This is a genomic window from Halomonas zincidurans B6, assembly GCF_000731955.1.
GTDB lineage: Bacteria > Pseudomonadota > Gammaproteobacteria > Pseudomonadales > Halomonadaceae > Modicisalibacter > Modicisalibacter zincidurans.
The window spans coordinates 1076344-1101498 of the sequence record NZ_JNCK01000001.1 but is presented as its reverse complement, the minus strand read 5'-3'; the positions used below and the strand labels follow the sequence as shown (position 1 = coordinate 1101498).

General features: G+C 59.2%; 17 protein-coding genes, 2 tRNA genes and 3 rRNA genes. 3 read left to right on the top strand and 19 right to left on the bottom strand.

The window, feature by feature from the left end:
- Window positions 1-45 precede the first annotated feature (45 nt).
- Window positions 46-735: a VIT1/CCC1 transporter family protein gene (locus HALZIN_RS17390; RefSeq protein WP_016898901.1), complete on the bottom strand. Its 690-nt coding sequence runs from the start codon at window positions 733-735 to the stop codon at window positions 46-48.
- A gap of 233 nt (window positions 736-968) precedes the next feature.
- On the opposite strand from HALZIN_RS17390, the gene HALZIN_RS0105195 reads away from it, so the two are divergent.
- On the top strand, window positions 969-1934 hold the full coding sequence (locus tag HALZIN_RS0105195) for an integron integrase (protein ID WP_031383178.1): 966 nt from the start codon (window positions 969-971) through the stop codon (window positions 1932-1934).
- Window positions 1935-2197: 263 nt separating this feature from the next.
- Here HALZIN_RS0105195 and katG read toward each other — a convergent pair whose 3' ends face one another.
- Together katG and HALZIN_RS0105185 are read right to left on the bottom strand one after the other, a co-directional pair.
- On the bottom strand, window positions 2198-4396 hold the full coding sequence (gene katG / locus HALZIN_RS0105190) for a catalase/peroxidase HPI (protein ID WP_031383177.1): 2199 nt from the start codon (window positions 4394-4396) through the stop codon (window positions 2198-2200).
- Window positions 4397-4703: 307 nt separating this feature from the next.
- On the bottom strand, window positions 4704-5366 hold the full coding sequence (locus HALZIN_RS0105185; protein WP_031383176.1) for a TetR/AcrR family transcriptional regulator: 663 nt from the start codon (window positions 5364-5366) through the stop codon (window positions 4704-4706).
- 91 nt (window positions 5367-5457) lie between these two features.
- On the opposite strand from HALZIN_RS0105185, the gene fabF reads away from it, so the two are divergent.
- A complete protein-coding gene (fabF, locus tag HALZIN_RS0105175; RefSeq protein WP_031383175.1) occupies window positions 5458-6723 on the top strand; it encodes a beta-ketoacyl-ACP synthase II in 1266 nt (421 codons plus the stop codon).
- An 18-nt stretch (window positions 6724-6741) separates the two neighbouring features.
- Here the strand turns inward: fabF and HALZIN_RS0105170 are convergent, their stop codons facing one another.
- The 14 genes from HALZIN_RS0105170 to HALZIN_RS17380 form a co-directional block, all read right to left on the bottom strand.
- A complete protein-coding gene (locus tag HALZIN_RS0105170) occupies window positions 6742-7005 on the bottom strand; it encodes a Txe/YoeB family addiction module toxin (protein ID WP_031383174.1) in 264 nt (87 codons plus the stop codon).
- On the bottom strand, window positions 7002-7244 hold the full coding sequence (locus HALZIN_RS0105165) for a type II toxin-antitoxin system Phd/YefM family antitoxin (protein WP_031383173.1): 243 nt from the start codon (window positions 7242-7244) through the stop codon (window positions 7002-7004). The genes HALZIN_RS0105170 and HALZIN_RS0105165 overlap by 4 nt, the downstream gene beginning before the upstream one ends.
- 279 nt (window positions 7245-7523) lie before the next feature.
- Window positions 7524-7874 carry a bactofilin family protein gene (locus HALZIN_RS18300; protein WP_231664706.1) on the bottom strand — a complete coding sequence of 117 codons (351 nt, stop codon included), beginning with the start codon at window positions 7872-7874 and terminating at the stop codon, window positions 7524-7526.
- 264 nt (window positions 7875-8138) lie between these two features.
- Window positions 8139-8381: a hypothetical protein gene (locus tag HALZIN_RS0105155; RefSeq protein WP_031383172.1), complete on the bottom strand. Its 243-nt coding sequence runs from the start codon at window positions 8379-8381 to the stop codon at window positions 8139-8141.
- 17 nt (window positions 8382-8398) lie between these two features.
- The gene (locus tag HALZIN_RS0105150; protein WP_031383171.1) at window positions 8399-10597 is read right to left on the bottom strand and encodes an OsmC domain/YcaO domain-containing protein; all 2199 of its coding nucleotides are present in this window, start codon (window positions 10595-10597) and stop codon (window positions 8399-8401) included.
- A 266-nt stretch (window positions 10598-10863) separates the two neighbouring features.
- A 5S ribosomal RNA gene (gene rrf, locus HALZIN_RS0105145) occupies window positions 10864-10979 on the bottom strand.
- A 140-nt stretch (window positions 10980-11119) separates the two neighbouring features.
- Window positions 11120-14225: ribosomal RNA gene (locus tag HALZIN_RS0105140) — 23S ribosomal RNA — on the bottom strand.
- A 246-nt stretch (window positions 14226-14471) separates the two neighbouring features.
- Window positions 14472-14547: transfer RNA gene (locus HALZIN_RS0105135), tRNA-Ala, on the bottom strand.
- A gap of 99 nt (window positions 14548-14646) precedes the next feature.
- Window positions 14647-14728, bottom strand: a tRNA-Ile gene (locus HALZIN_RS0105130).
- A gap of 93 nt (window positions 14729-14821) precedes the next feature.
- Window positions 14822-16379, bottom strand: a 16S ribosomal RNA gene (locus HALZIN_RS0105125).
- Together the 16S, 23S and 5S rRNA genes with 2 tRNA genes alongside form the textbook arrangement of a ribosomal RNA operon.
- A gap of 424 nt (window positions 16380-16803) precedes the next feature.
- Window positions 16804-17751: a Nudix family hydrolase gene (locus HALZIN_RS0105120; RefSeq protein WP_031383170.1), complete on the bottom strand. Its 948-nt coding sequence runs from the start codon at window positions 17749-17751 to the stop codon at window positions 16804-16806.
- 76 nt (window positions 17752-17827) lie between these two features.
- Window positions 17828-19042 (bottom strand): bifunctional glutamate N-acetyltransferase/amino-acid acetyltransferase ArgJ, encoded by a 1215-nt coding sequence (argJ, locus tag HALZIN_RS0105115; protein ID WP_031383169.1) that lies wholly within the window; start codon window positions 19040-19042, stop codon window positions 17828-17830.
- Between the two features lie 70 nt (window positions 19043-19112).
- Window positions 19113-21839 carry a preprotein translocase subunit SecA gene (gene secA, locus HALZIN_RS0105110; protein ID WP_031383168.1) on the bottom strand — a complete coding sequence of 909 codons (2727 nt, stop codon included), beginning with the start codon at window positions 21837-21839 and terminating at the stop codon, window positions 19113-19115.
- Between the two features lie 84 nt (window positions 21840-21923).
- The gene (locus HALZIN_RS17380; RefSeq protein WP_084173364.1) at window positions 21924-22277 is read right to left on the bottom strand and encodes a hypothetical protein; all 354 of its coding nucleotides are present in this window, start codon (window positions 22275-22277) and stop codon (window positions 21924-21926) included.
- 61 nt (window positions 22278-22338) lie between these two features.
- Between HALZIN_RS17380 and HALZIN_RS0105105 the strand changes: the two genes are divergently transcribed.
- Complete coding sequence (locus tag HALZIN_RS0105105; RefSeq protein ID WP_031383167.1) at window positions 22339-22821, top strand: DUF721 domain-containing protein; 483 nt, start codon at window positions 22339-22341, stop codon at window positions 22819-22821.
- 120 nt (window positions 22822-22941) lie between these two features.
- On the opposite strand, the gene lpxC is transcribed toward HALZIN_RS0105105, so the two are convergent.
- Both lpxC and ftsZ read right to left on the bottom strand, forming a co-directional pair.
- Window positions 22942-23856 (bottom strand): UDP-3-O-acyl-N-acetylglucosamine deacetylase, encoded by a 915-nt coding sequence (lpxC, locus tag HALZIN_RS0105100; protein WP_031383166.1) that lies wholly within the window; start codon window positions 23854-23856, stop codon window positions 22942-22944.
- Window positions 23857-23967: 111 nt separating this feature from the next.
- Window positions 23968-25131, bottom strand: coding sequence for a cell division protein FtsZ (gene ftsZ / locus HALZIN_RS0105095; RefSeq protein WP_031383165.1), 1164 nt, complete (start codon window positions 25129-25131; stop codon window positions 23968-23970).
- Window positions 25132-25155 lie beyond the last annotated feature (24 nt).

Sequence of the window (25155 nt, the reverse complement as noted above, 5' to 3'; positions counted from 1 at the left end):
TGTTAGCTGAATTTAGATGATATAGCGCCATTGGCTAATTACTTATTAAGCAACGACGCCAAAGACACTACCTACTACTGCAGTTAAACCCATGGCAAGAGCTCCCCAAAAAGTTACTCTAAAGGCACCAACAGCAATTGATGCTCCACCAGCACGAGCTGCAAGTCCGCCAAGAACTGCTAAAAATACTAGAGATAACACAGAAACAGCTGTTATTAATAAGTTTCCAGGAATAACCCAAGCCACTAATAGTGGAAGCGCAGCTCCTACTGTAAATGTACCAGCCGAATAAAAAGCAGCTTGAACTGGCTGAGCGCTAACTGTTTCTGATATACCTATTTCATCTCTGGCATGCGCCCCTAAAGCATCATGCGCCATTAACTGTTCAGCTACTTTTTCTGCTAATACAGGTTCGAGCCCTCTATTTTCGTATATTTTTGCGAGTTCATCTTTTTCAAACTCAAAATTATTGGCTAATGATTTTTTTTCTAGTGCAAGGTCAGCACTTTCTGTATCTGACTGAGAGCTTACAGATACGTACTCACCTGCTGCCATTGACATCGCACCTGCAACTAGGCCAGCAATACCAGCTAAAAGAATGCTTTCCTGTGATGAGCTTGCTGCCGCCACACCAATAATAAGGCTAGCTGTAGATACGATACCATCATTGGCCCCTAAAACTGCCGCTCGCAACCAGCCTACTCTATGAGATCTATGCATTTCATGGTGTGTCATTTATTACCTCGATATATTTTTCAGCTAACAGGTATTAGACGGCGCGTTTTATGATTGGACCAACCTGCCGGAACGTTGGTCCACTAAATATAGCTTACCATTTACCGTCTAATTCAATGATTTTAAAGAAAACTAATTATAATTCGGCTACCTATGCGGGGGTAGCGCGCTTGCACGTCCTGCCAGCACCAATAATACTGTATGTATATACATAACAACTAGAGGATAGCCGTATGGATGCGCACCGCAAGCCTCCAAAGCTAATGGACCGGGTGAAGGCCACCATGAGGGTGAAACGCTACAGCCCACGTACCGAGAAGACCTATTGCTACTGGATACGCTACTTCATCCGTTTCCACGGGACCCAACATCCTGCCAGCATGGGAGCTTCCGAGGTGCATGCTTTCCTGGAACACCTGGCAGTGGAGCGGCATGTGGCGGCGGCCACGCAGAACCAGGCCCTGAACGCCCTCGTGTTCCTGTATCGCCATATCCTTGAGCAGCCCTTAGGAGATATCGGTGAATTCTCACGCGCCAAGCGGCCGCGCCGGCTACCCGTGGCCTTATCCCATGAGGAAGTGATGCGCGTGATCGGCTTCCTATCGGGTTACATGCACCTGATGGGAACCTTGATGTACGGATCAGGATTGCGACTCATCGAAACCTGCCGCCTACGCGTTCGGGATATCGACATCGAACGCCAGGTCATCACAGTGAGGGCCGGCAAGGGCAACAAGGACAGAACTACGCTGCTTCCTGCCACCTGTATCCTTACCCTGCGACAGCAGATCGCTACTGCCGAGCAACAACTTAGCTGCCGTCTGCAGCATGGTAGTGTGCCGGTAACCTTGCCCGATGCACTGGATCGCAAGTACCCAAACGCAGGGACTTCCCTGGCCTGGCAATGGCTGTTCCCGGCCAGCCGCCCCTGCTGTGACGATGCCGGAAAAGTCGTGCTTCACCACATTCACCCATCGGCAGTGCAAAAAGCAGTCAAGCAAGCGATGAAATCGGCAAGACTGCCTCGTCCAGGCTCTTGCCACACACTGCGACACAGCTTCGCTACCCAATTACTGAGTCAAGGCACAGATATCCGGACGGTGCAGGAGCTGTTGGGACACAAGAGTCTCGAAACGACTCAAATCTATACTCATGTGCTAGGAAAGGGGTTCGCCGGCGTGCGCAGCCCACTGGGTTAAGCGGTTAAGCCCTGATCCACGAGACGCTACCGCCCCTACCCGGTAGAATTGATGATGATTCGCATCATCCCTAGTGCGGCAGTCCCTGCGTACTTCTTGGTTGCGTAAGCCATCTTTAGTAGCTTTTTCCTAACCGTAACCAACCGTTACGCTGAGGGCAACGCCAACGAAAATATGAGGTGGAAATAAAAACCCCTAAGGCTGGATATCCAACCTTAGGGGCATTTCAACAGCGGAATCGCTCTCCCGCCGCGGCTTGACACTCAGCGGTGCAGGTCGAAGCGGTCGTTCTCCATCACCTTGACCCAGCCCTTGACGAAGCGGTCAAGCATTCGCTCTTCGCCACCGTCAGCGGCGTACTCCTCCGCAATGGCGCGTAGCTGCGAGTTGGAGCCGTAGACGAGATCGACGCGGGTGGCGGTCCACTTCTGCTCGCCCGTTGCCCGGTCCTTGCCGACGAAACACTCTTCGTTCTCGTCGGTCGGCTCCCAGACGGTACCCATGTCGACGAGATTAACGAAGAAGTCGTTGGTCAGCTGTCCTGGCCGGTCGGTGAGGATGCCCTCGTTGCTGTCACCGACATTGATGCCCATGACGCGCATGCCGCCAAGCAGCGCAGTCATCTGCGGTACGCTGAGGTTGAGCATGAAGGCGCGGTCGACCATCAGGTGCTCGGCGGGGATGGCGGTCGCCTGGGGTTGCATGTAGTTGCGGAACGCATCGTGCCTCGGTTCTAGGAAGGCGTGCGTGTCCACCTCGGTCATTTCCTGGGTCGCGTCGGTACGCCCCGGAGTGAACGGTACCGTGATGTCGTGGCCGGCCGCCTTCGCCGCCATCTCGACCCCGACACTGCCGCCCAGCACGATCATGTCGGCCAGCGAGATGTTCGCCTCGGAGGCGTTCCTGAGCTGCTCGAGGCGGTCGAGCACCTCGGGCACGCCGGAGCGCACGTTGACATCCCAGCCGGCCTGCGGCTCGAGGCGGATGCGCGCGCCGTTGGCGCCGCCGCGGTGGTCGGTCTGGCGGTAGGTGCAGGCCGAGGCCCAGGCGGTGCCCACCAGTTGCTTGGCGGTGAGGCCGGAGTCGGCAATCTGCCGCCTGAGCGTGGCGATCTGCGCGTCACTGACCAGCGGCCCCTGGTGTTCGGGCACCGGGTCCTGCCAGATGAGAACCTCGGCGGGCACCTGCGGGCCGAGATAGCGCGCGCGTGGCCCCATGTCGCGATGCAACAGCTTGTACCACGCGCGAGCGAACTCGTCGGCAAGCACGTCCGGGTTCTCGTGGAACTCTTTGACGATCTCCAGATAGGTCGGATCGGTGATCATCGCCATGTCGGCGGTGTTCATCACCGGCGGATTCTTCTTGCCTTCGACGTGGGCGTCGGGCACCCAGAAGCCTTCCTTGACCTCGACCGGCTCCCACTGGCTCGCGCCGGCCGGCGACTTCTTGACCTCCCACTGATGGGCGAAGATGGTGTTGAGATAGGAGTGGTCCCACTTGGTCGGCGTCGGGGTCCAGGCGCCCTCGAGCCCGGACGTCACCGTGTACTCGCCGAGGCCGGTCTCGTGCTTGTTGGCCCAGCCGATGCCCTGCTGATGGATTTTCGCGCCTTCGGGCGCCTCGCCGACGGCATCCGCCGGCCCGTTGCCGTGCATCTTGCCGAAGGTGTGGCCGCCGACGGTCAGCGCGGCGGTCTCGCGGTCGTTCATGCCCATGCGCGCGAAGGTTTCACGCACGTCCTGCGCGGACTTCATCGCATCCGGAACACCGTTGGGGCCTTCGGGGTTGACGTAGATCAGCCCCATCTGCACTGCGGCCAATGGGTTGTCGAGCACCCGGTTGCCGTCCTCCCACGAGCCGGTGTAGCGCTCGTCGTTGGTGGCCAGCCACTCGGTCTCGGGGCCCCAATAGATGTCGTCCTCGGGCGCCCATATGTCGGCGCGGCCGAACCCGAAACCGAAGGTGCGAAAGCCCATCGTCTCGAGCGCACGATTGCCGGCGAAGACCAGCAGGTCGGCCCAGGAGATCTTCTCGCCGTACTTCTTCTTGATCGGCCAGAGCAGCCGGCGAGCCTTGTCCAGATTGCCGTTGTCGGGCCAGCTGTTGAGCGGCGCGAAGCGCTGCGCGCCGGTGCCGCCGCCACCGCGGCCGTCGACCGCTCGGTAGGTCCCCGCCGCGTGCCATGACATGCGAATGAAGAACGGCCCGTAGTGGCCCCAGTCGGCGGGCCACCATTCCTGCGAGTCGGTCATCAGCGCGTCGACATCGGCGCTCAGCTCGTCGACATCGAGCTGCGAGAACGCCTCGGCGTAGCGGAAATCGGCGCCGAACGGGCTGGCGTCGGGATGCTTCTGATGCAAAATGTGGAGGGTGAGCTGGTCGGGCCACCAATGCTCGTTGCCCTGCAATCGGGGGGTGGTGCGTGCGGCCCACTCCGGGCGTGTAGGCTTGTTATCGGACACAGTCTTCTCCTCGGCTAGCTTGTGGCTCACAGAGCATTTGAGCCAGCAATTCTGGATCGCCTTATGGTTTCTCGCGCACCTTTCAGAACGTAAAAAGGATAAACGGATTCCATGAAAACGACGTCTATTCATTGAAGATTTCAACTGCTAAATCGTCAAGCAGGGAGAAGCTTTAGCCACGATAGGAATAGCCTATGAGGGCAGTCACTTAGGCAGAAAATGGCTTGAACGACCCGCCTTTGTGTCGGGTGCTGGCCTCGGGCGACGTGGCATGCCGTTCATTACAGAAGCCGCCAGTCGGGATGAATTACGCGGGGCTCTGCTCCGGCCCAGCGTCGCCCAGCATGCTTTCCAGCTCGCTTTCGTTGACGCCGAGCATCTGCAGGATGTTGCGCTGAGCGGCGTTGAGGATGTGCTGGCGTTCCTGCTCGCCAGGCAGGCTTTTGGCGATGGCCACGGCGCCGACCAGCGAAGCGAGAATGACCCGGGACTTGTCGGCGATAACCTCGCGATCGGGTTCGAAAGGCAGTTTCTTGAGCCGACTAAGCGCGATGAGACGGGTTTCCAGCATCTTCTTCATGCGCAGGTAGGATGCTTCGAACAACGTGCGGATCTCGGCGTTCTCGTTGCCGATCTCGTTGAACAGCACCGTCTCCGGCCCCGGCTTGTGCTTGCGTTCCAGTTCCTGGAGGTTCCAGCAGTTGGAGACCAGCTCAGTGAGGTGCTTTACCGACAGCGGACCCTTGACCAGCCGCGCCGCACGGCTGCTTTCCAGGGTTTCCCGCACCGAGGCGTGATAGAGCGCTTCCTTCGAGGCGAAGTGCGCATAGAACGCCCCGTGGGTCATCTTGGCCAGCTTCATGATCTGGCCTATCGAGACCTTCTCGAAGCCTTTGCGGCTGAACAGCTCGATCGCGGACGTGAGGATGCGCTCCCGCGATTTGGCCTTGTGGTTGGTCGAGTAGGGCATGGCGTTTCACACTCCCACGCTGAATATTACCTTGATCATATCAAGCCCGGTGCTAGCGTGGCGCAAACTCAAGCTGTTCAGGAAAACCAGCATGCAATCACCGCTCGTCATCACCGGCATGGGCATGGTCAGCCCGCTTGGTTGCGGCGTCAAGGCAGGCTGGGAGCGCCTGCTGGCCGGCCGCTCCGGTGTCTCCCCGATCACTCGGTTCGATACCGGCGAGCTGCCGATCAAGATTGCGGGCTCGGTGCCCGCCATCGCCGACGATCCACAGGCCGGCCTCGACCCGGATCGCGTGGCCGATGCCAAGGAACGCCGCAAGCTGGAGCTGTTCAGTATATATGCCATGGCTGCCGCCGAAGAGGCACTGATCCAAGCCAACTGGTTCCCGGCCAGCGATGCGGAGCGGCTGGCCACCGCCACCATCGTCGGCTCCGGCATCGGCGGCTTCCCCACCATCACCCAGGCGCAGAACACGCTGTCGACGCGCGGCCACCGCCGGCTCTCGCCGTTCACCGTGCCGGCTTTCCTGGCCAACCTGGCGGCGGGCAATGTGTCGATTCGCCATGGCTTGCGCGGGCCGCTGGGTTGCCCGGTGACCGCCTGTGCGGCGGGCGTGCAGGCCATCGGCGATGGCATGCGCCTGATCCGCAGCGGCGAGGCTGACGTGGCCCTGGTGGGCGGCGCCGAAGCCTGCATCGACCCGCTGTCGCTGGCCAGCTTCCATGCCATGAAGGCGCTCTCCACCGAGCAGGACAATCCCGCCAGGGCGTCGCGCCCCTTTGACCGGGCACGCAACGGCTTCGTGATGGGCGAAGGCGCGGGGCTGTTGGTGATCGAAAGCCTGGCCCACGCCGAGGCACGCGGGGCAACGCCGCTGGCGATGCTCAGCGGCTACGGCACCAGCGCCGACGCCCACCATATCACCGCCGGCCCGGAAGATGGCGCCGGGGCCGCGGCGGCCATTCGGGCGGCGCTGAAGATGGCCGGACTCACTCCCGCCGACATCGATCACATCAATGCCCACGCCACCTCGACTCCGGTCGGCGACCGCGCCGAGATCGCGGCCCTGCGCAATGCCTTCGGCAAGGCCCTTTCCGGCATCCCGATTTCCGCGACCAAGTCGGCCACCGGCCATATGCTCGGTGCCGCCGGCGGCGTGGAGAGCATCTTCTCGGCGCTTTCGGTCATGCATGACCGCCTGCCCCCGACCCTGAACCTGGAAAATGCCGACGAGGATCTGCACGACCTGGACTTCGTCTCGGGCGCGGCACGCGAGCATCACGGCCGGCATGTACTGTGCAACGGCTTCGGCTTCGGCGGGGTGAATGCCGCGCTGATCGTCAGCAAGATGTAGCGGCGGCACGGCTGGCGCTTATTCGTAATGGCTCCATAACCGGAGGACTTTAACCACCCCCTCGTCGTCGAGGACTTGGTAAACGAGCCGATGCTGGATATTGATCCTGCGTGAATACGCCCCCGCGAGATCGCCAACAAGCTTCTCGAACGAGGGCGGTTTTCTAAATGGATCCTCTGAAATCAAGGCAAGCAGTTCTTGCGCCTTGGGCTTCAGGCCGCTAGCTGCCAGTTTCTTGGCGTCTTTTTGAGCCTGCTTGGTGTAAACCACTTTCCATGTCACCAGTCCAACTCTCCATCACACTCACCGATGGGAGTCTCCATACCCTCACGGATCGATTCGCGCATGCCGGGAACGGACAGCAGAAACAGCGTCTCCTGAATAGCCTGCCAGTCTTCTTCGGAAACCAGAACAGCCTTGTTCCGCTTGCCCATGATCACCAGCGGCTGGTGAGATTCGGCTGCTTCATCAATGAGTCGATAAAGATTGCTACGCGCCTCCGTTGCCGTAATGCCCGTCATGACGCACCTCCGATTTGGTAACTTTCAATCAATGTACGCCTTTCAGTACGTTCGTCAATACGTACGCAAAGAATAACGGCGGCGATTAACTCGGCAACAAGGCAGACGAAGAGATGATGCGTTTAGGGGGATAGCCGTCCATGAAGCTACGTGATGAAGTCCCTATGAATCAGGCGTTATCTTCGCGACGCACTTCTGTTTCATCCGTGGGCGCCTCCTCCTGTTCAACGTTGCCAGGCACCTCGTCGCGATCCACAGTCCGGGTAGCCACTTCGCTATCTACCTCATCAAACGCCGAGCGCAATACCTCGTTCTCGCTATCCATGTCAATGTTGCCCTGGAAGGCTGCTCCATCCTCCAACGCCAGGCAGGGCGTGATGATCGTACCCACGATATGCGCCGAGCGATGTACGGTGACCTTTTCCGAGACATCAGACGCCCTTTGACGCTACCGGCAACATGCAGCGTCTGCGCATAGATATCGCCCTTTACGCGGCCGGTGTTACCAATGCTGACCCTGTTGCACTTGTACTCGACCGTGCCCGTCACCTGACCATCGATGATGAGTTCTTCGGCGCCGACGACACTGCCCTCGATGCTGGTCTGGGCGCCGATGATGGCGGGTCGCATACCGCTACTACGCGACTCATCCGCACTAGAGGATCGCTGTGGCTGTGCAGGCGACGATACCGTACGGTCGGCAGGGACACTGGCGGGCTTGTGCTTGCTGAACATGGGATAGGCTCCGGGTCGCATGAGGATAATCGCACACTGGCGGATATTGCCTGGCCTATATCGGATCAAAGCGAGGGTTAACCAGCGAAAATGCCGGGTAGTCGCTGTCTATCAGCGTTTGGCAACCCACTTATACTGACGGTGGGCATCCCACATCGATCAAGAGGTTACTATGGGGGGCGGAGCGTATTGTTCACCTTGGGCATTGTGGCGCTCATCGATGTCGATGCCGGTGATGCGCAGGCGCTTGCACTTCACCAGATCGGCATTGGCCAGCAGCGCACCCGCCGTGCCGATGCCCACATCCAGCACGGCGGCACCCTCGGGTACGCGCTTCAGCACTTCCGCGTACCAGCGGGGCGTGAGCCTGAGGATGAGGGTGTCGTAGATGAAGCTGCGCATCGCGGCTCCCGCTCCGGCTATACGGCGGCCTTGGCTGCACGCGCCGCGTGCAGCTTCTTGTAGCTTTCGATCAGCCGCTGGTGTCGGTCGATGCCTTCCAGCTTCATGCTGGTAGGTGTCAGGCCATGAAAGCGCACCTCGCCGGTTACCGAGCCGACCGCGGCATCCAGGGTCTCGGCGCCGAACATGCGCCTGAAGTTGTAAAGGTAGTCGTCCAGTTCCAGTTCGTCGTCCAGCGTAACTTCCAGCACCACGAGAACCGCCTGATAGAACAACCCCCGCACAACGGTGTTGTCGTTGAACTGCAGGAACATCTCGACCTGGTCCAGTGCGTCTTCGTGATTCCCGAGCGCCAGGTGGATCAACAGCTTCAGTTCCTGGATGGTCAACTCGGACCAGACGGTGTTGTCGTCGAACTCGATGCCGATTAGCGTGACGATCTTCATCTGCTCGTCGAGCTCGCTCTCCTCCAGGCGTTCAAGGAGATCGGCCAGCTGCGCATCGTCCAGGGAGTGCAGGTTGAGAATGTCCTCGCGGAAGGCCAGCGCCATGTTGGTGTTGTCCCAGACCAGATCCTCCACGGGGTAGACCTCGGAATAGCCGGGCACCAGAATGCGGCATACCGGCGCGCCCAGGTCTTCATGGATGGCCACGTAAGCTTCCAGGCCTTCCTCCTCGAGGATGTCGAACAGCCGATCCGCTTCCTCGTCGGTGGAGCCCGCGAAGTCCCACTCGCAGAACTCAACGTCGGCGCGGGCGCTGAAGAAGCGCCAGGAGATCACCCCGGACGAGTCGATGAAGTGCTCGACGAAGTTGTTGGGCTCGGCCACCGCCTGGGAGTTGAAGGTGGGCGGTGGCAGGTCGCTCAGGCCCTCGAAGCTGCGCCCCTGCAGCAGCTCGGTGAGGCTGCGTTCGATCGCCACCTGCATGCTCGCGTGCGCGCCGAACGAGGCGAACACGCCACCGGTTTTCGGATTCATCAGCGTGACGCAGGCCACCGGGAACTGCCCACCAAGCGAAGCGTCCTTGACCAGTACCGGGAAGCCCTGCGCTTCCAGTGCCTCGATGCCTTCAACGATTTCGGGGTATTTTGCCAGCACTGCCTGGGGCACGTCGGGCAGCACGATCTCTTGCTCGATGATCTGTCTCTTCACCGCCCGCTCGAATATCTCCGACAGGCACTGCACCTGCGCCTCGGCCACCGTATTGCCGGCACTCATGCCGTTGCTCAGATACAGGTTCTCGATCAGGTTCGAGGGGAAATAGACCGTCTCGCCGTCCGACTGGCGCACGAAGGGCAAGGCAACGATGCCGCGCTCCACCTTGCCGGAGTTGGTGTCGATCAGGTGCGAGCCGCGCAGTTCGCCGTCCGGGTCATAGATCGCACGGCAGTGGTCATCCAGAATGCCTTCCGGCAGCTCATCATTCGGCCCAGGCTGGAACCACTCCTCGTTCGGGTAGTGGACGAACGCGCTCGCGGCGATCTCCTCGCCGAAGAATTGATCGTTGTAGAAGAAGTTGCAGCTCAAGCGCTCGATGAACTCGCCCAGCGCCGAGCAAAGCGCGGCTTCCTTGGTAGCGCCCTTGCCGTTGGTGAAGCACATCGGCGAAGCGGCATCGCGAATGTGCAGCGACCACACGTGCGGCACGATGTTGCGCCACGAGGCGATCTCGATCTTCATGCCGAGCTTTTCGAGAATGCCTGTCATGTTGGCGATGGTCTGCTCCAGCGGCAGATCCTTACCCTCAATCCAGGTATTTCCCCCTTCGACACCGTTTTTGGCATTAGTGCCCATCAGCAGCGCCTGGGCGTCCTCGTCGATGTTCTCCACCGTCTCGATCTGGAACTCGGGATTGTTCTGAATCACCCGTTTGACCGAGCAGCGCTCGATGGAGTGCAGGATGCCGGCGCGATCCTTCTCGGACATATCCTCCGGCAGCTCCACCTGGATCCTGAAGATCTGGTTGTAGCGGTTCTCCGGGTCGACGATGTTGTTCTGCGACAGCCGGATGTTCTCGGTAGGGATGTCCCGCGCGTTGCAGTACACCCGCACGAAGTAGGCGGCACACAGAGCCGACGAGGCCAGGAAGTAATCGAACGGCCCCGGCGCGGAGCCATCGCCCTTGTAGCGAATCGGCTGGTCGGTGATGACGGTGAAGTCGTCGAACAGCGCTTCCTGACGCAGGTTGTCGAGATAGTTGACCTTGATTTCCATGAACTGAGCCGGGTTGGTGACTTTCGGCGCGCTATAGGCGGGGAGTCAACCATTATCCCGATTTTGCCGCCTTGCGTCTTGGATGGCGGGAAAATCCGGTAACCAGCGCTCAGCCTCGGCGTTTTTTTGTGATGGCTCAAATCCTGACGTGAGCGAGAAAACATTCACGGGCGGGAAGGACACGACCCACCGCTATCGCGCCCCAGCTTTCTCGCGCACCCACAAAAAAAAGCCCCCGGGGTGTCCCGGGGGCTTTTCATGAAGATGCCTGACGATGACCTACTCTCGCATGGGGAAGCCCCACACTACCATCGGCGCTGAGCGGTTTCACGGCTGAGTTCGGCATGGGGTCAGGTGGGACCCGCTCGCTATGGTCGTCAGGCGTAACTGGGGGCACGCTGCCGTGGCAACGCCCCGCTACCTGGTCTTGAACAAGGCAAATCAAGCTGACAGTTTTTCGAGGCGACTCGCGTATCCGTCGTGCGTTCTCGCCCATGGGCCATCAGGCCCCTTGGGTGTTATAGGGTCAAGCCTCACGGACCATTAGTACGCGTTAGCTCAATGCGTTGCCGCACGTCCACACCGCGCCTATCAACCTCGTCGTCTTCGAGGGTCCTTCAGGGGGCGCAAGGCCCCAGGGAAGTCTCATCTTGAAGGGGGCTTCCCGCTTAGATGCTTTCAGCGGTTATCCCGTCCGCACATAGCTACCCGGCAATGCCATTGGCATGACAACCGGAACACCAGCGGTGCGTCCACTCCGGTCCTCTCGTACTAGGAGCAGCCCTTCTCAAACTTCCGACGCCCACGGCAGATAGGGACCGAACTGTCTCACGACGTTCTAAACCCAGCTCGCGTACCACTTTAAATGGCGAACAGCCATACCCTTGGGACCGACTTCAGCCCCAGGATGTGATGAGCCGACATCGAGGTGCCAAACACCGCCGTCGATGTGAACTCTTGGGCGGTATCAGCCTGTTATCCCCGGAGTACCTTTTATCCGTTGAGCGATGGCCCTTCCATGCAGAACCACCGGATCACTAGAACCTACTTTCGTATCTGCTCGACGTGTCTGTCTCGCAGTTAAGCACCCTTATGCTCTTGCACTCACTGCACGATTTCCAACCGTGCTGAGGGTACCTTCGTGCTCCTCCGTTACGCTTTGGGAGGAGACCGCCCCAGTCAAACTACCCACCACACACTGTCCTCACACCGGATCACGGTGCCAAGTTAGAACGCCAATGATGCCAGGCTGGTATTTCAAGGGTGGCTCCACCCGAACTGGCGTCCGGGTTTCCTAGCCTCCCAGCTATCCTACACAAGCAACATCAGCGTCCCGTGTGAAGCTATAGTAAAGGTTCACGGGGTCTTTCCGTCTAGCCGCGGGTACACCGCATCTTCACGGCGATTTCAATTTCACTGAGTCTCGGGTGGAGACAGCGTGGCCATCATTACGCCATTCGTGCAGGTCGGAACTTACCCGACAAGGAATTTCGCTACCTTAGGACCGTTATAGTTACGGCCGCCGTTTACCGGGGCTTCGATCAAGAGCTTCGCGCAAGCGCTAACACCATCACTTAACCTTCCGGCACCGGGCAGGCGTCACACCCTATACGTCCGCTTACGCGTTAGCAGAGTGCTGTGTTTTTAATAAACAGTTGCAGCCACCTGGACTCTTCGACCGGCTTCGGCTCCCACCGCAAGGGTGTTCACCTAACGCCGGCGTGCCTTCTCCCGAAGTTACGGCACCATTTTGCCTAGTTCCTTCACCCGAGTTCTCTCAAGCGCCTTAGGATTCTCACCCTGACCACCTGTGTCGGTTTGGGGTACGGTCTCACGTGATCTGAAGCTTAGAGGCTTTTCTTGGAAGCGTGGCATCAATGACTTCCAGGCCGTGGCCTGTTCGTCTCGTGTCTCGGCAGTCTCTTTGAAAGAGCGACCCGGATTTACCTGAGTCACTTGCCTACACACTTTCACCGGGGCAACCAACGCCCGGCTCACCTAGCCTTCTTCGTCCCCCCATCGCAATCACGTGAGGTACGGGAATATTAACCCGTTTCCCATCGACTACGCCTTTCGGCCTCGCCTTAGGGGCCGACTCACTCTGCTCCGATTGACGTCGAACAGAAACCCTGGGTCTTCCGGCGGGGATGGTTTTCACATCCCTTGTCGTTACTCATGTCAGCATTCGCACTCGTGATACCTCCAGCTCGCTTCTCAACGAACCTTCATCGGCGTACACGACGCTCCTCTACCGCATGCCTGCATCCTTAAACCCACTCGTTACGCCAATGTCCGCGCGCACACCCACTCACCGTTCGTGGGACGCGTTCGCTCGTTTCACTCGCGTAAGCGAATAGCCTTAAGTGATGCAGGCATACCCGTAGCTTCGGTACCTGGTTTAGCCCCGTTACATCTTCCGCGCAGGCCGACTCGACTAGTGAGCTATTACGCTTTCTTTAAAGGATGGCTGCTTCTAAGCCAACCTCCTAGCTGTCTAAGCCTTCCCACCTCGTTTCCCACTTAACCAGGATTTCGGGACCTTAGCTGACGGTCTGGGTTGTTTCCCTTTTCACAACGGACGTTAGCACCCGCTGTGTGTCTCCCACGCTGCACTCACCGGTATTCGGAGTTTGCCTCGGTTTGGTAACCCGGGATGGGCCCCTAGCCGAAACAGTGCTCTACCCCCGGCGGTGATACGTGAGGCGCTACCTAAATAGCTTTCGAGGAGAACCAGCTATCTCCGAGCTTGATTAGCCTTTCACTCCGATCCACAGCTCATCCCAGCATTTTTCAACATACTTGGGTTCGGGCCTCCAGTTGATGTTACTCAACCTTCACCCTGGCCATGGATAGATCGCCCGGTTTCGGGTCTATATCCAGCGACTCATCGCCCTGTTAAGACTCGGTTTCCCTACGCCTCCCCTACGCGGTTAAGCTCGCCACTGAATATAAGTCGCTGACCCATTATACAAAAGGTACGCGGTCACCCCATCACTAAGCCACCTCTGCTCGATTGGTGCGGTTGAACGTTGCAGGCAACGTTAACCGCCAAGCGGACGCCATGACAGGTCCACATCACGAAGAAGCTTAGTGATGGGGCTCCCACTGCTTGTACGCATACGGTTTCAGGATCTATTTCACTCCCCTCGCCGGGGTTCTTTTCGCCTTTCCCTCACGGTACTGGTTCACTATCGGTCAGCCAGGAGTATTTAGCCTTGGAGGATGGTCCCCCCGTCTTCAGTCAAGGTTTCTCGTGCCCCGACTTACTCGATTTCACGTCACTCGGATTTCGGCTACGGGGCTATCACCCGCTATGGCCGCGCTTCCCAACGCGTTCGCCTATCAATCATGACGCTTAAGGGCTGCTCCCCGGTCGCTCGCCGCTACTGGGGGAATCTCGGTTGATTTCTTTTCCTCGGGGTACTTAGATGTTTCAGTTCCCCCGGTTCGCCTCCCACCCCTATGGATTCAGGGTGGGATACCCAGCTTGTGCTGGGTGGGTTTCCCCATTCAGACATGCCCGGGTCACAGGTCGTTTGCCACCTCACCGAGCCTTATCGCAGGCTTCCACGTCTTTCATCGCCTCTGGCTGCCTAGGCATCCACCGTATGCGCTTAATCGCTTGACCCTATAACCCCAAGGGGTCTGGTGCGATTTCACACGACAATTGCCGGATACGCTTGAGTCGTATCTCAAATTTGTCAGCTTGATTCACATTGTTAAAGAGCAGTTAGAGCCATAAGCCCTAAGCGGTAAGCTCTGAGTCAACACCGCAGGGTGTCGTCAAAGCCTATAGCTTAGCGCTAACGGGAGACTGTTTGACTGGCTGTTGCTGACAGCTTATAGCTTATAGCTTATAGCTTATAGCTTGTGCTGGTGGAGCCTACCGGGATCGAACCGGTGACCTCCTGCGTGCAAGGCAGGCGCTCTCCCAGCTGAGCTAAGGCCCCTGAACACTAGCTTTAAGCGGTAAGCCGTAAGCTTTAAGAAACCCACCCAAGACTTCAGGGATTTTCTTACAGCTTATAGCTTCAAGCTTACAGCTTTGCTGGTGGGTCTGGGCAGACTCGAACAACCCCCGCGACCTCACCCTTATCAGGGGTGCGCTCTAACCAACTGAGCTACAGACCCAATGGTCACGCTGGGTCTCAACCCAAACAGTCGTTGCTCTGGCCGATCAGGTAATTCATTGTGAGCGCTGACCGAACGCGATGACGCGTCGATTAAGGAGGTGATCCAGCCGCAGGTTCCCCTACGGCTACCTTGTTACGACTTCACCCCAGTCATGAACCACACCGTGGTGATCGCTCTCCCGAAGGTTAAGCTAACCACTTCTGGTGCAGTCCACTCCCATGGTGTGACGGGCGGTGTGTACAAGGCCCGGGAACGTATTCACCGTGACATTCTGATTCACGATTACTAGCGATTCCGACTTCACGGAGTCGAGTTGCAGACTCCGATCCGGACTGAGACCGGCTTTATGAGATTGGCGCCCCCTCGCGGGATGGCAACCCTTTGTACCGGCCATTGTAGCACGTGTGTAGCCCTACCCGTAAGGGCCATGATGACTTGACGTCGTCCCCACCTTCCTCCGGTTTGTCACCGGCAGTCTCCTTAGAGTTCCCGACGTTACTCGCTGGCAAATAAGGACAAGGGTTGCGCTCGTTACGGGACTTAACCCAACATTTCACAACACGAGCTGACGACAGCCATGCAGCACCTGTCTCTGCGCTCCCGAAAGGCACCCCGCCGTCTCCGGTGGGTTCGCAGGATGTCAAGGGTAGGTAAGGTTCTTCGCGTTGCATCGAATTAAACCACATGCTCCACCGCTTGTGCGGGCCCCCGTCAATTCATTTGAGTTTTAACCTTGCGGCCGTACTCCCCAGGCGGTCGACTTATCGCGTTAACTGCGCCACCAAGTCCTCAAGGGACCCAACGGCTAGTCGACATCGTTTACGGCATGGACTACCAGGGTATCTAATCCTGTTTGCTACCCATGCTTTCGCACCTCAGCGTCAGTGTCAGTCCAGAAGGCCGCCTTCGCCACTGGTATTCCTCCCGATCTCTACGCATTTCACCGCTACACCGGGAATTCTACCTTCCTCTCCTGCACTCTAGCCAACCAGTTCCGGATGCCATTCCCAGGTTGAGCCCGGGGCTTTCACAACCGGCTTACTTGGCCGCCTACGCGCGCTTTACGCCCAGTAATTCCGATTAACGCTCGCACCCTCCGTATTACCGCGGCTGCTGGCACGGAGTTAGCCGGTGCTTCTTCTGTGGGTGATGTCGTCCCTGGCGGGTATTGACCGCCAGGCCTTCTTCCCCACTGAAAGTGCTTTACAACCCGAAAGCCTTCTTCACACACGCGGCATGGCTGGATCAGGCTTGCGCCCATTGTCCAATATTCCCCACTGCTGCCTCCCGTAGGAGTCCGGGCCGTGTCTCAGTCCCGGTGTGGCTGATCATCCTCTCAGACCAGCTACGGATCGTCGCCTTGGTGAGCCGTTACCTCACCAACCAGCTAATCCGACATAGGCTCATCCAATCGCGCGAGGTCCCCCATTCCGAAAGAACACGAAGCCCCCGCTTTCTCCCGTAGGACGTATGCGGTATTAGCCTGGGTTTCCCCAGGTTATCCCCCACGACTGGGCAGATTCCTATGCATTACTCACCCGTCCGCCGCTCGTCGGCATCCAGCAAGCTGGACCCGTTACCGCTCGACTTGCATGTGTTAAGCCTGCCGCCAGCGTTCAATCTGAGCCATGATCAAACTCTTCAGTTTAAAATCATACGGTCCGTTGAGCGGACCAAACTTGGCTCAAGGGTCAAACGTTCTCAACAAGATCCGAAGATCTCTGACGAGTCGCTTGCCTTGATACTTGGTGACTTGTCACCGCGTATCGGACAAGCGCCCACATGAATTACCTGATCGATTGTTAAAGAGCGTCTCGCTGTGCTGGCGCGCCACCGGGTGGCTCGTCAGCGCCCTGCGAGGAAGGCGTATTCTACCGAGTCGGGCCGCGCTGTCAAGCGCGCCGTTCGCCGCGGCAGCGCTGTGCGTCGTCGACAGCGGATGCGTACTTTACGGATCGATGGCGGCGAACGCAAGGGGGCTGACCAGAATTTTTAGTTTAGTCCTTCTGACCTGCATCGGCACGAAAGACCACATTCAAAGCACTTGCCGCGCTTATCTCACTGCCCCCTCACTACTGCCAGAAGTCACGTATTGATGCGATACCTTGAGCGCCCACCGCCCTTGCATGGTTGGCATCGTGGCGAGTCATGCCGCCAAGCGCAAAAACCGGCATGCCGGCCGGCTCCACCAGCTGCTGGAAGTCATGCCAGCCAAGCGGTGTTGCGTCGGGGTGCGTCGGGGTCGTGCGCAAGGGCGAAAGCGTGACGAAGTCACAACCGATATGCGCAGCATGATCGAGTTGCTGGGCATTGTGAGTTGACGCAGAAAGCCACTTACCCTGCACGATGGGCCGGCGATCGAGGGTCATCAGGCGATCGCTGGTCAAGTGAATGCCATCGGCGTCGACAAGCTTGAGCAATTCGGGCTCGCCATTGAGCAGCAGGCGAGCACTGAACCTGCGACACAGGGCAAGTGCCTGCTCGGCACGCTGCACGTAGTCTTCGTGATCCAGGGTCTTGGCCCGCAGTTGGACGAGGCGAAGGCCGTCTTCCTGCAGCGCCCGCTCCAGCTTGTTCAAAAAGACCCCATCGTCAGCCTCTTCGGCGCTGATCAAATATTCGGTAGGCAGCATCACGGCCCGCAGAATAGGCAAGTTGGCCGCCGGGAATGGATAGTTGAACAGCTCGTCGAGCTTCACCCAGCGCACGGCTTGCCCCTCCCGTCCATAGGGTTCGCCACTGAAGTCACCTACCTGCCAGACATCGAGCAGAATGTGCTTGTCCGGATATTCATGATGGACACGGATCAAGGGCTGCGCTCGATCGATCGTGAGGCCCAATTCCTCGTACAGTTCACGTTGCAGGGCCACGAAGCCTGTCTCGTAAGGAGCCAGCTTGCCACCGGGAAATTCCCACAACCCACCTTGATCGACCGTAGAGGGCCGCCTGGCAAGCAGTACTTCCTGGCCGTCATCACTGAAGATGGCGGCAGCCGCCACGTGCACCCGTCGCTTGATCATGTTGCCTTATTACCCTTGTCACGTTACTGGCGCGAGTTCATGAGAGAACTCGCTCATTCTGAAGCTTCGATCGCGACTAGCTGCGATAATCGGCGTTGATCGAAACGTAGTCATGCGACAAATCGGACGTCCATACTGTCGCCGAAGCCTCGCCGCGTCCCAGGTGAATACGAATGTCGATCTCGTCGCGCGTCATTACCGCGCTTCCCGCTTTTTCGGTGTAGCCGGGAACCCGCTCTCCCGCTTCCACCAGTCGCACTTCGCCCAGGTCTATGGTCACGCGCTCGACGTCGAAGTCTTCGACCGGTGCACGACCGACTGCCGCCAGAATACGTCCCCAGTTGGCATCCGAAGCGTATAGGGCGGTCTTGACCAGGGGCGAATGCGCCACGGTAAAAGCCACATTCAAGGCCTCGTCGCGGGACCTTGCGCCTTGCACGTCCAGCGTGACGAACTTGGTCGCTCCCTCGCCGTCACGGATGATTGCTTGGGCAAGCTCCCGCGTGAGCCTATCCAGCGCGTCGCGAAAGACAGCGATGGACTCCTCGCCAGCGATGCGAGGCCCCTCGCCAGTAGCGATCAACATGCAGGCATCGTTGGTTGACGTATCGCTGTCGACGGTAATGCAGTTGAAGCTGCGATCCACGCTATCTCGCAGCAATCTCTCGAGCAACGCCGTCTCGATTTCGGCATCGGTAGCCACAAAGGCCAGCATGGTGGCCATGTTCGGCTTGATCATCCCGGAGCCCTTGGCGATGCCGTTGATGGTCACCATCTGACCATTGACGTTACACGTCGCAGTAGCCCCCTTGGGGCGCGTATCGGTGGTCAGGATGGCCTGGCCGGCAAGCTCCCAGGCGACAGCCGAATCGCCCAGGTTCGTCAAGGCTTCGGAAAGGCTGTTGCAGAGGCGCTCGACAGGTAGCCGTTCGCCAATCACACCGGTGGAGAACGGCAGGACACTCTGGCTGGCCACATGGGTGAGCGCCGCCAAGGCATCGCAACAGGCCTGGGCGTCCTGCATGCCCTGCATGCCGGTGCCGGCATTGGCATTGCCGGTATTGACCAACAGATAGCGGCTCGCGCCATGCTGCAAATGGCGTTTGGCGACATGCACCGGTGCAGCGCAGAATGCGTTGCGCGTGAAGACACCGGCGACTCGCGCCTGTTCCGGCACTTCGATTATCAGGACGTCGCGGCGCCCCGCCTTCTTGATCCCCGCCTGTGCCGTACCGAGCCGGATCCCGGCAATAGCCGGCATCTGCGGGAAGATTGCTTCGCCTACCGCCATCCGCTAGCCTCCTGAACCGATGTGGTGCGGGCTACGGCGGCCGTGCGGCCGCCGTTAAACACGCTCGCGGTTAATCCAACTTGCCATGACACTGCTTGTACTTCTTGCCGGAACCGCAGGGGCACGGATCGTTACGTCCGACTTTGGGCCCTTCGCGCCGTACCGTCTGAGAGACTGCGGCCTCAGCCTGCGCGCCGCCACCCGGCTCGGCTTCGTCCTCTGCCGTTTCGTGCTGCTGCGTCGCGGAGGCCTTCTCGCGCTCGAGCGTTTCGCGACGCTGTCGCTCCAATTCATCGACCTCTTCCTGGCGACGGACCTGCACATGGCTCAGGATACGCGTGACGTCATGCTTGATATTGGTCAGCAGGCTCTGGAAAAGCTCGAAGGCCTCGCGCTTGTATTCCTGCTTGGGATTCTTCTGGGCATAGCCACGCAAATGGATGCCGCGCCGCAAATGGTCCATCGATTGCAGGTGTTCCTTCCAGCGGGTATCCAGCACCTGCAGCATGACCTGCTTCTCGAATCGCCGCATCAACTCGGGCCCGACCGCCTCGACCTTGGCCGCATAGATCTCGCGGTGCTGGTTTTGTAGACGCTCGCGCAGCTGTTCCTCGTGGAAATGTTCGTCTTCCTCGGCCCACTCGAGTAGCGGCACGTCGAGGTTGAATTCGCTCTTGAGATGATGCTGCAATCCTTCCAGATCCCATTGTTCGGGCAGACTCTGTGGCGGCACGTAGGCGGTAATCGCTTCGTCCAGGACCTCGTCGCGAATGCCTGCCACGTTCTCGGCCACTTCATCGGCGCCGAGAATGGCATCGCGCTGCTCGTAGATCACCCGGCGCTGGTCGTTGGCCACATCGTCGTATTCGAGCAGTTGCTTGCGAATATCGAAGTTACGTCCCTCGACCTTCTTCTGAGCCCGCTCGACAGCGTTTGAAACCATCTTGTGCTCGATCGCCTCGCCATGTTCGAGCCCCAGTGCCTGCATCAGGCGCTGTACCCGCTCGGAGCCGAACAGGCGCATCAGGTTGTCTTCCAGCGACAGGAAGAAACGCGTCGAACCGGGATCGCCCTGACGCCCCGCCCTACCACGCAACTGGTTATCGATGCGCCGCGATTCATGGCGCTCGGAGCCGATGACGTGCAGCCCACCGGCCTCCAGAACCGCATCGTGACGTTGCTGCCATTCGGTCTTGGCGGCATCGATCTGCGCCTGAGTGGGATTGTCCAGCTTGGCGACTTCAGCCTCCCAGTTCCCCCCCAGGACGATATCGGTGCCGCGGCCCGCCATGTTCGTGGCAATGGTGATGGCCCCGGGACGACCCGCCTGGGCGATGATCTCGGCTTCGCTCTGGTGTTGCTTGGCATTGAGCACGTTATGCGGGATGTCTCCCCGCTTCATCAGGTTCGCCAACAGCTCGGAAGTCTCGATCGAGGCCGTACCGACCAGCACCGGCCGGCCGGATTCACGCTGGGTCTTGACGTCCTCGATGATCGCCTCGTACTTCTCCTGGGCGGAGAGATAGACCAGATCGTTGTAATCGATACGCGTGATGGGCTTGTTGGTCGGAATGACCGTGACATCGAGCCCGTAGATCTGGCGAAATTCGAAAGCTTCGGTATCGGCCGTGCCGGTCATCCCCGAAAGCTTTTCATAGAGCCTGAAATAGTTCTGGAACGTCGTCGAGGCCAGCGTCTGGCTTTCCTTCTGGATGGCCACGCCTTCCTTGGCTTCTACGGCCTGATGAAGGCCTTCCGACCAGCGACGCCCGGGCATACTGCGCCCGGTATGCTCATCGACGATGACCACCTCGTCGTTGCTGACGATATAATCGACGTCCCGATGGAAAAGGTGGCGTGCGCGGAGTGCGGAATGCATGTGTTGCAGCAGCCCCAGATTCTGCGCCGAGTAAAGCGAATCTTCTTCGGCCAGCAGCCCTTGGCGACGCATCAGCTCTTCCACCTTGTGGTGACCGGCCTCGGTCAGTTCGACCTGCTTTTGCTTTTCTTCGAGGCTGAACTCACCGCTCTCGGGGTCTTCGGGATCCTCGCATTGCTTGAGTTCGGTGGCCAGCCGATCCACGACCTTGTAGAGATCGGTGTTCTCCTCGACGGGTCCCGAGATGATCAGCGGCGTTCTTGCCTCATCGATAAGTATCGAATCGACCTCGTCGACGATCGCGTAATGCAACTCGCGCTGAACCTTGTCGCCCAGCGCGAAAGCCATGTTGTCGCGCAGGTAATCGAAGCCGAACTCGTTGTTGGTTCCGTAGGTAATATCGCAGGCGTAAGCCGCGCGCTTGTCTTCGGAGCTCTGTCCCGAATAGATCACGCCAACCGTCAGGCCCAGCGATTCGTAGAGCGGACGCATCCATTCGGCATCGCGCCGTGCGAGATAATCATTGACGGTGACCACATGCACGCCTCGGCTCGGCAAGGCATTGAGATAGACCGCTAAAGTGGCCACCAGCGTCTTGCCCTCGCCGGTCTTCATCTCGGCGATGCGCCCCCGATGCAGGGTGATCCCGCCGATCAACTGGACGTCGAAGTGGCGCATGCCCATGACCCGCTTGCTGGCCTCGCGTACACACGCAAAGGCTTCGGGCAATAACTTGTCGAGGCTTTCGCCGCCTCCGAGGCGCTCTCGCAATTGCTCCGTACGTTGCCGTAACTCGTCATCGGCCAACGCCGCGAGGCTCTGCTCGAAAGCGCCGATCTCGCCGGTAAGCTTGCCCATGCGTTTCACTTCACGGTCGTTTTTCGAGCCGACCATCTTGCGCACCAGGGTGTTTAACATTGGATATCCTGAATCACGAAGTAATCATTGTTACGAAGCACCGTCCGATGCCTCGGCAACCGACTTGCTGGCCCATCGGCCAGACTAGATCATTCGTGCGGGCGGACCGCGTCGATTCAGGACATCGAGCCCGGCACAGGGCTGCCCTGCGCACTGAGTACACAGGGCTTGCAGGCACGCTCTGACATGTCGGCGTCGCGGCATGCCGCGTTGCGCCCGATGGCGGGCCACGCGGCGCGATTCGGCGCGGATGGCAGCCGGAGCCATCAGACAAATCTGGGTCAATTGCTCGGCAATACGCACCGCTTCCGCATGCACGAGTGACGAGGGCAACAGACAACCGACCAGCAAACCGGCCAGCCACCAACGCGACAGGCGCCTTGAGCGCTGCCGGCTGCCACTGGTCTCGGCCTGAGAATCGAACGTCACGTCGGTCATGCTGTTGAAGGGCTCCGGGGCATGCTAGATTGAGTGCACCGCTAAGCAACGGTGCAAGCCAATGAGTATAAAGGCTAAGCGTTTTCGCGCCCAGCCCACCACAACGCTACTCGACGGTAACGGCCGTCGCGGCTCGGAACTCAACGGCCTGATGCGTGTAGCCAATGTGATTGGTCGCGCGCAAGAACACTTACGCAGCCACCTGCCCGAAGAAGTGCGCGGCCATCTTTTCGTCGGCGGCTATCGTCAAGGCAAGCTCACGCTGATCACCGATCGCGCCGTCTGGTTGACCTGGCTTCGCTACGAGCAGGCACGTCTGCTCGAGCTATTACGCCAATTGCCCGAACTCGAAGCCGTTACCGGACTGACTTTCAAGGTGCGTCCAATCGTGCCACCCAGGGTGCCGATCAGCCAACCACGCGCCTTGTCGAGCCAGGCGGCCGACGAACTCTCGAGCTGCGCCCGCGACACCGACAATCCGCGCCTGAAGCGAGCGCTCGAGCGCTTGGCGGCTCATGCAGAGCCGTCGACTGGTGCAGACTAGGCTTTGTCCGAAAACTGCCTGCGCTCGGCCATACTGCGCATACAAAGTTTTTCGCAACGAAAAACGCCAGCCCCGCTGAGCTGGCGTCAATGGATGACCTGCCGAGAACAAGCATCGGTCCTACATGGCCATTGCCGGAGCCGAATAGGAGATCGGTGCCTTTTGGCTAGCCCCTTCAAAAGTGACGATTTCCCATGACTCGGGATTGGCCAGCATGGCGCGGCACAACTGATTGTTGAGCGCATGCCCGGATTTCATGCCCCGGAATTCCCCGATCAGGCTATAACCAAGCTGATACAGGTCGCCGATCGCGTCGAGTACCTTGTGCTTGACGAATTCGTCGTCGTAGCGCAATCCGCCCTCGTTGAGGATGCGGTAGTCGTCCACGACGATCGCGTTGTCCAGGCTGCCTCCCAGGGCGAGATTATGCGAACGCAGGAACTCCAGGTCACGCATGAAGCCGAAGGTGCGCGCGCGCGATACTTCCTTGACGAAAGACGTCGTCGAGAAGTCGACGCTTGCCGTCTGCTTCTGGTTTTCGAAGACCGGATGGTCGAAGTCGATCGAAAAGGAAACCCTGAAACCGTTGTAAGGCAGAAAGACAGCTTCCTTGTCCTCGTCGCGCACCACGATCTCACGCTTGATGCGAATGAACTTCTTGGGCGCCTCCAGCTCAGTGATTCCCGCGGACTGAATCAGGAACACGAAAGGCCCCGCGCTACCGTCCATGATCGGCACTTCGGGCGCGCTGAGCTCGACAAAGGCATTGTCGATACCCAGCCCCGCGAACGCAGACATCAGGTGCTCGACCGTAGCCACCTTGACGCCATCGCAGGACAAGGCCGTGCATAGCGTCGTATCGGTAACATTTTCGGCGCGTGCGGGAATGTGCACGACAGGATCGAGATCGCTGCGAATGAATACGATCCCCGTGTCGGCCGGAGCCGGGCGCAGGGTCAAGTAGACCTTTTCACCGGAGTGGAGACCCACCCCTGTGGCGCGCATGGTGTTCTTGAGCGTTCTTTGCTTGATCATGGGCAATGGCCAGGCTTCATCACAGTTGCGAAACAGTGTTCACTATAACATCGAACAGCTGTTTAAACAAAAAATGTCATCCGGCCACGCCCATCGTCACGATAGCAAAATTCAATCGGCTTGGCGCCGCAGAAAGGCCGGGATGTCCAGGTAGTCGTCCATTTCCTTGCTCTTGCGGCGCTCCTGACGTGCTTTGGCGGCCTCTTCCTGATCGGCCTTGGCCGCTTGCTGACGCATGACCGTCGGCTGCTGGAGCTTGCGGTAGTCGGTCGTCTCCGGACGCGTTGCCGCCTCGCGGCCCGCCGGCTTCTCACGACGGCCATCGAGCCCCGCCGCCACCACGGTAACCCGCAGCTCATCGGACATTTCCATGTCGATGGCGGTGCCCACCACGATTGTCGCATCCTGGGAGGCGAATTCCTGAACAGTGGCGCCGACATCGTTGAACTCACCGATGGACAAATCGGGCCCGGCCGTAATATTGACCAGGATACCGCGTGCGCCATGCAGATCGATGTCTTCGAGCAGCGGGCTGCGGATCGCTTTCTCGGCAGCTTCCCGGGCTCGGTTCTCGCCGACGGCGCCGCCGGTGCCCATCATCGCCATACCCATTTCGGACATCACGGTACGCACATCGGCGAAGTCGACGTTGATGATGCCCGGGCTGGTGATCAGCTCGGCAATCCCCTGCACGGCACCCAACAGGACATCGTTGGCAGCACTGAAGGCAGTCAGCAGACTGGCACTCTTGCCCAGCACGGCCAGCAGCTTTTCATTGGGGATGGTGATCAGCGAGTCGACATGCTCGGAAAGCTCGCGCATGCCCTCCTCGGCGACACGCATGCGCTTGGGCCCTTCGAAGGGGAAAGGCCGGGTGACCACCGCGACCGTGAGTATCCCCAGTTCCTTGGCTACCTGAGCGACCACGGGTGCGCCACCGGTACCGGTACCGCCACCCATGCCCGCAGTAATGAATACCATGTCGGCGCCCTGAAGGAGCTCGGCGATGCGCTCACGGTCTTCCATGGCGGCCTGGCGCCCGACGTCCGGGCTGGCGCCCGCCCCGAGCCCCTTGGTAATCTCGCTGCCTAACTGGAGAACGGTCTTGGCGGCGACTCGCTTGAGCGCCTGCGCATCGGTATTGGCGCAGATGAACTCGACGCCATCGATGTTGCTTTCGACCATGTGATTGACGGCATTGCCGCCGCCTCCACCAACGCCAATCACCTTGATGACCGCGCTGCTGGAAGGTGCGTTATCTACCAGTTCGAACATTTGCCCCGTCTCCTGTGACCGCGC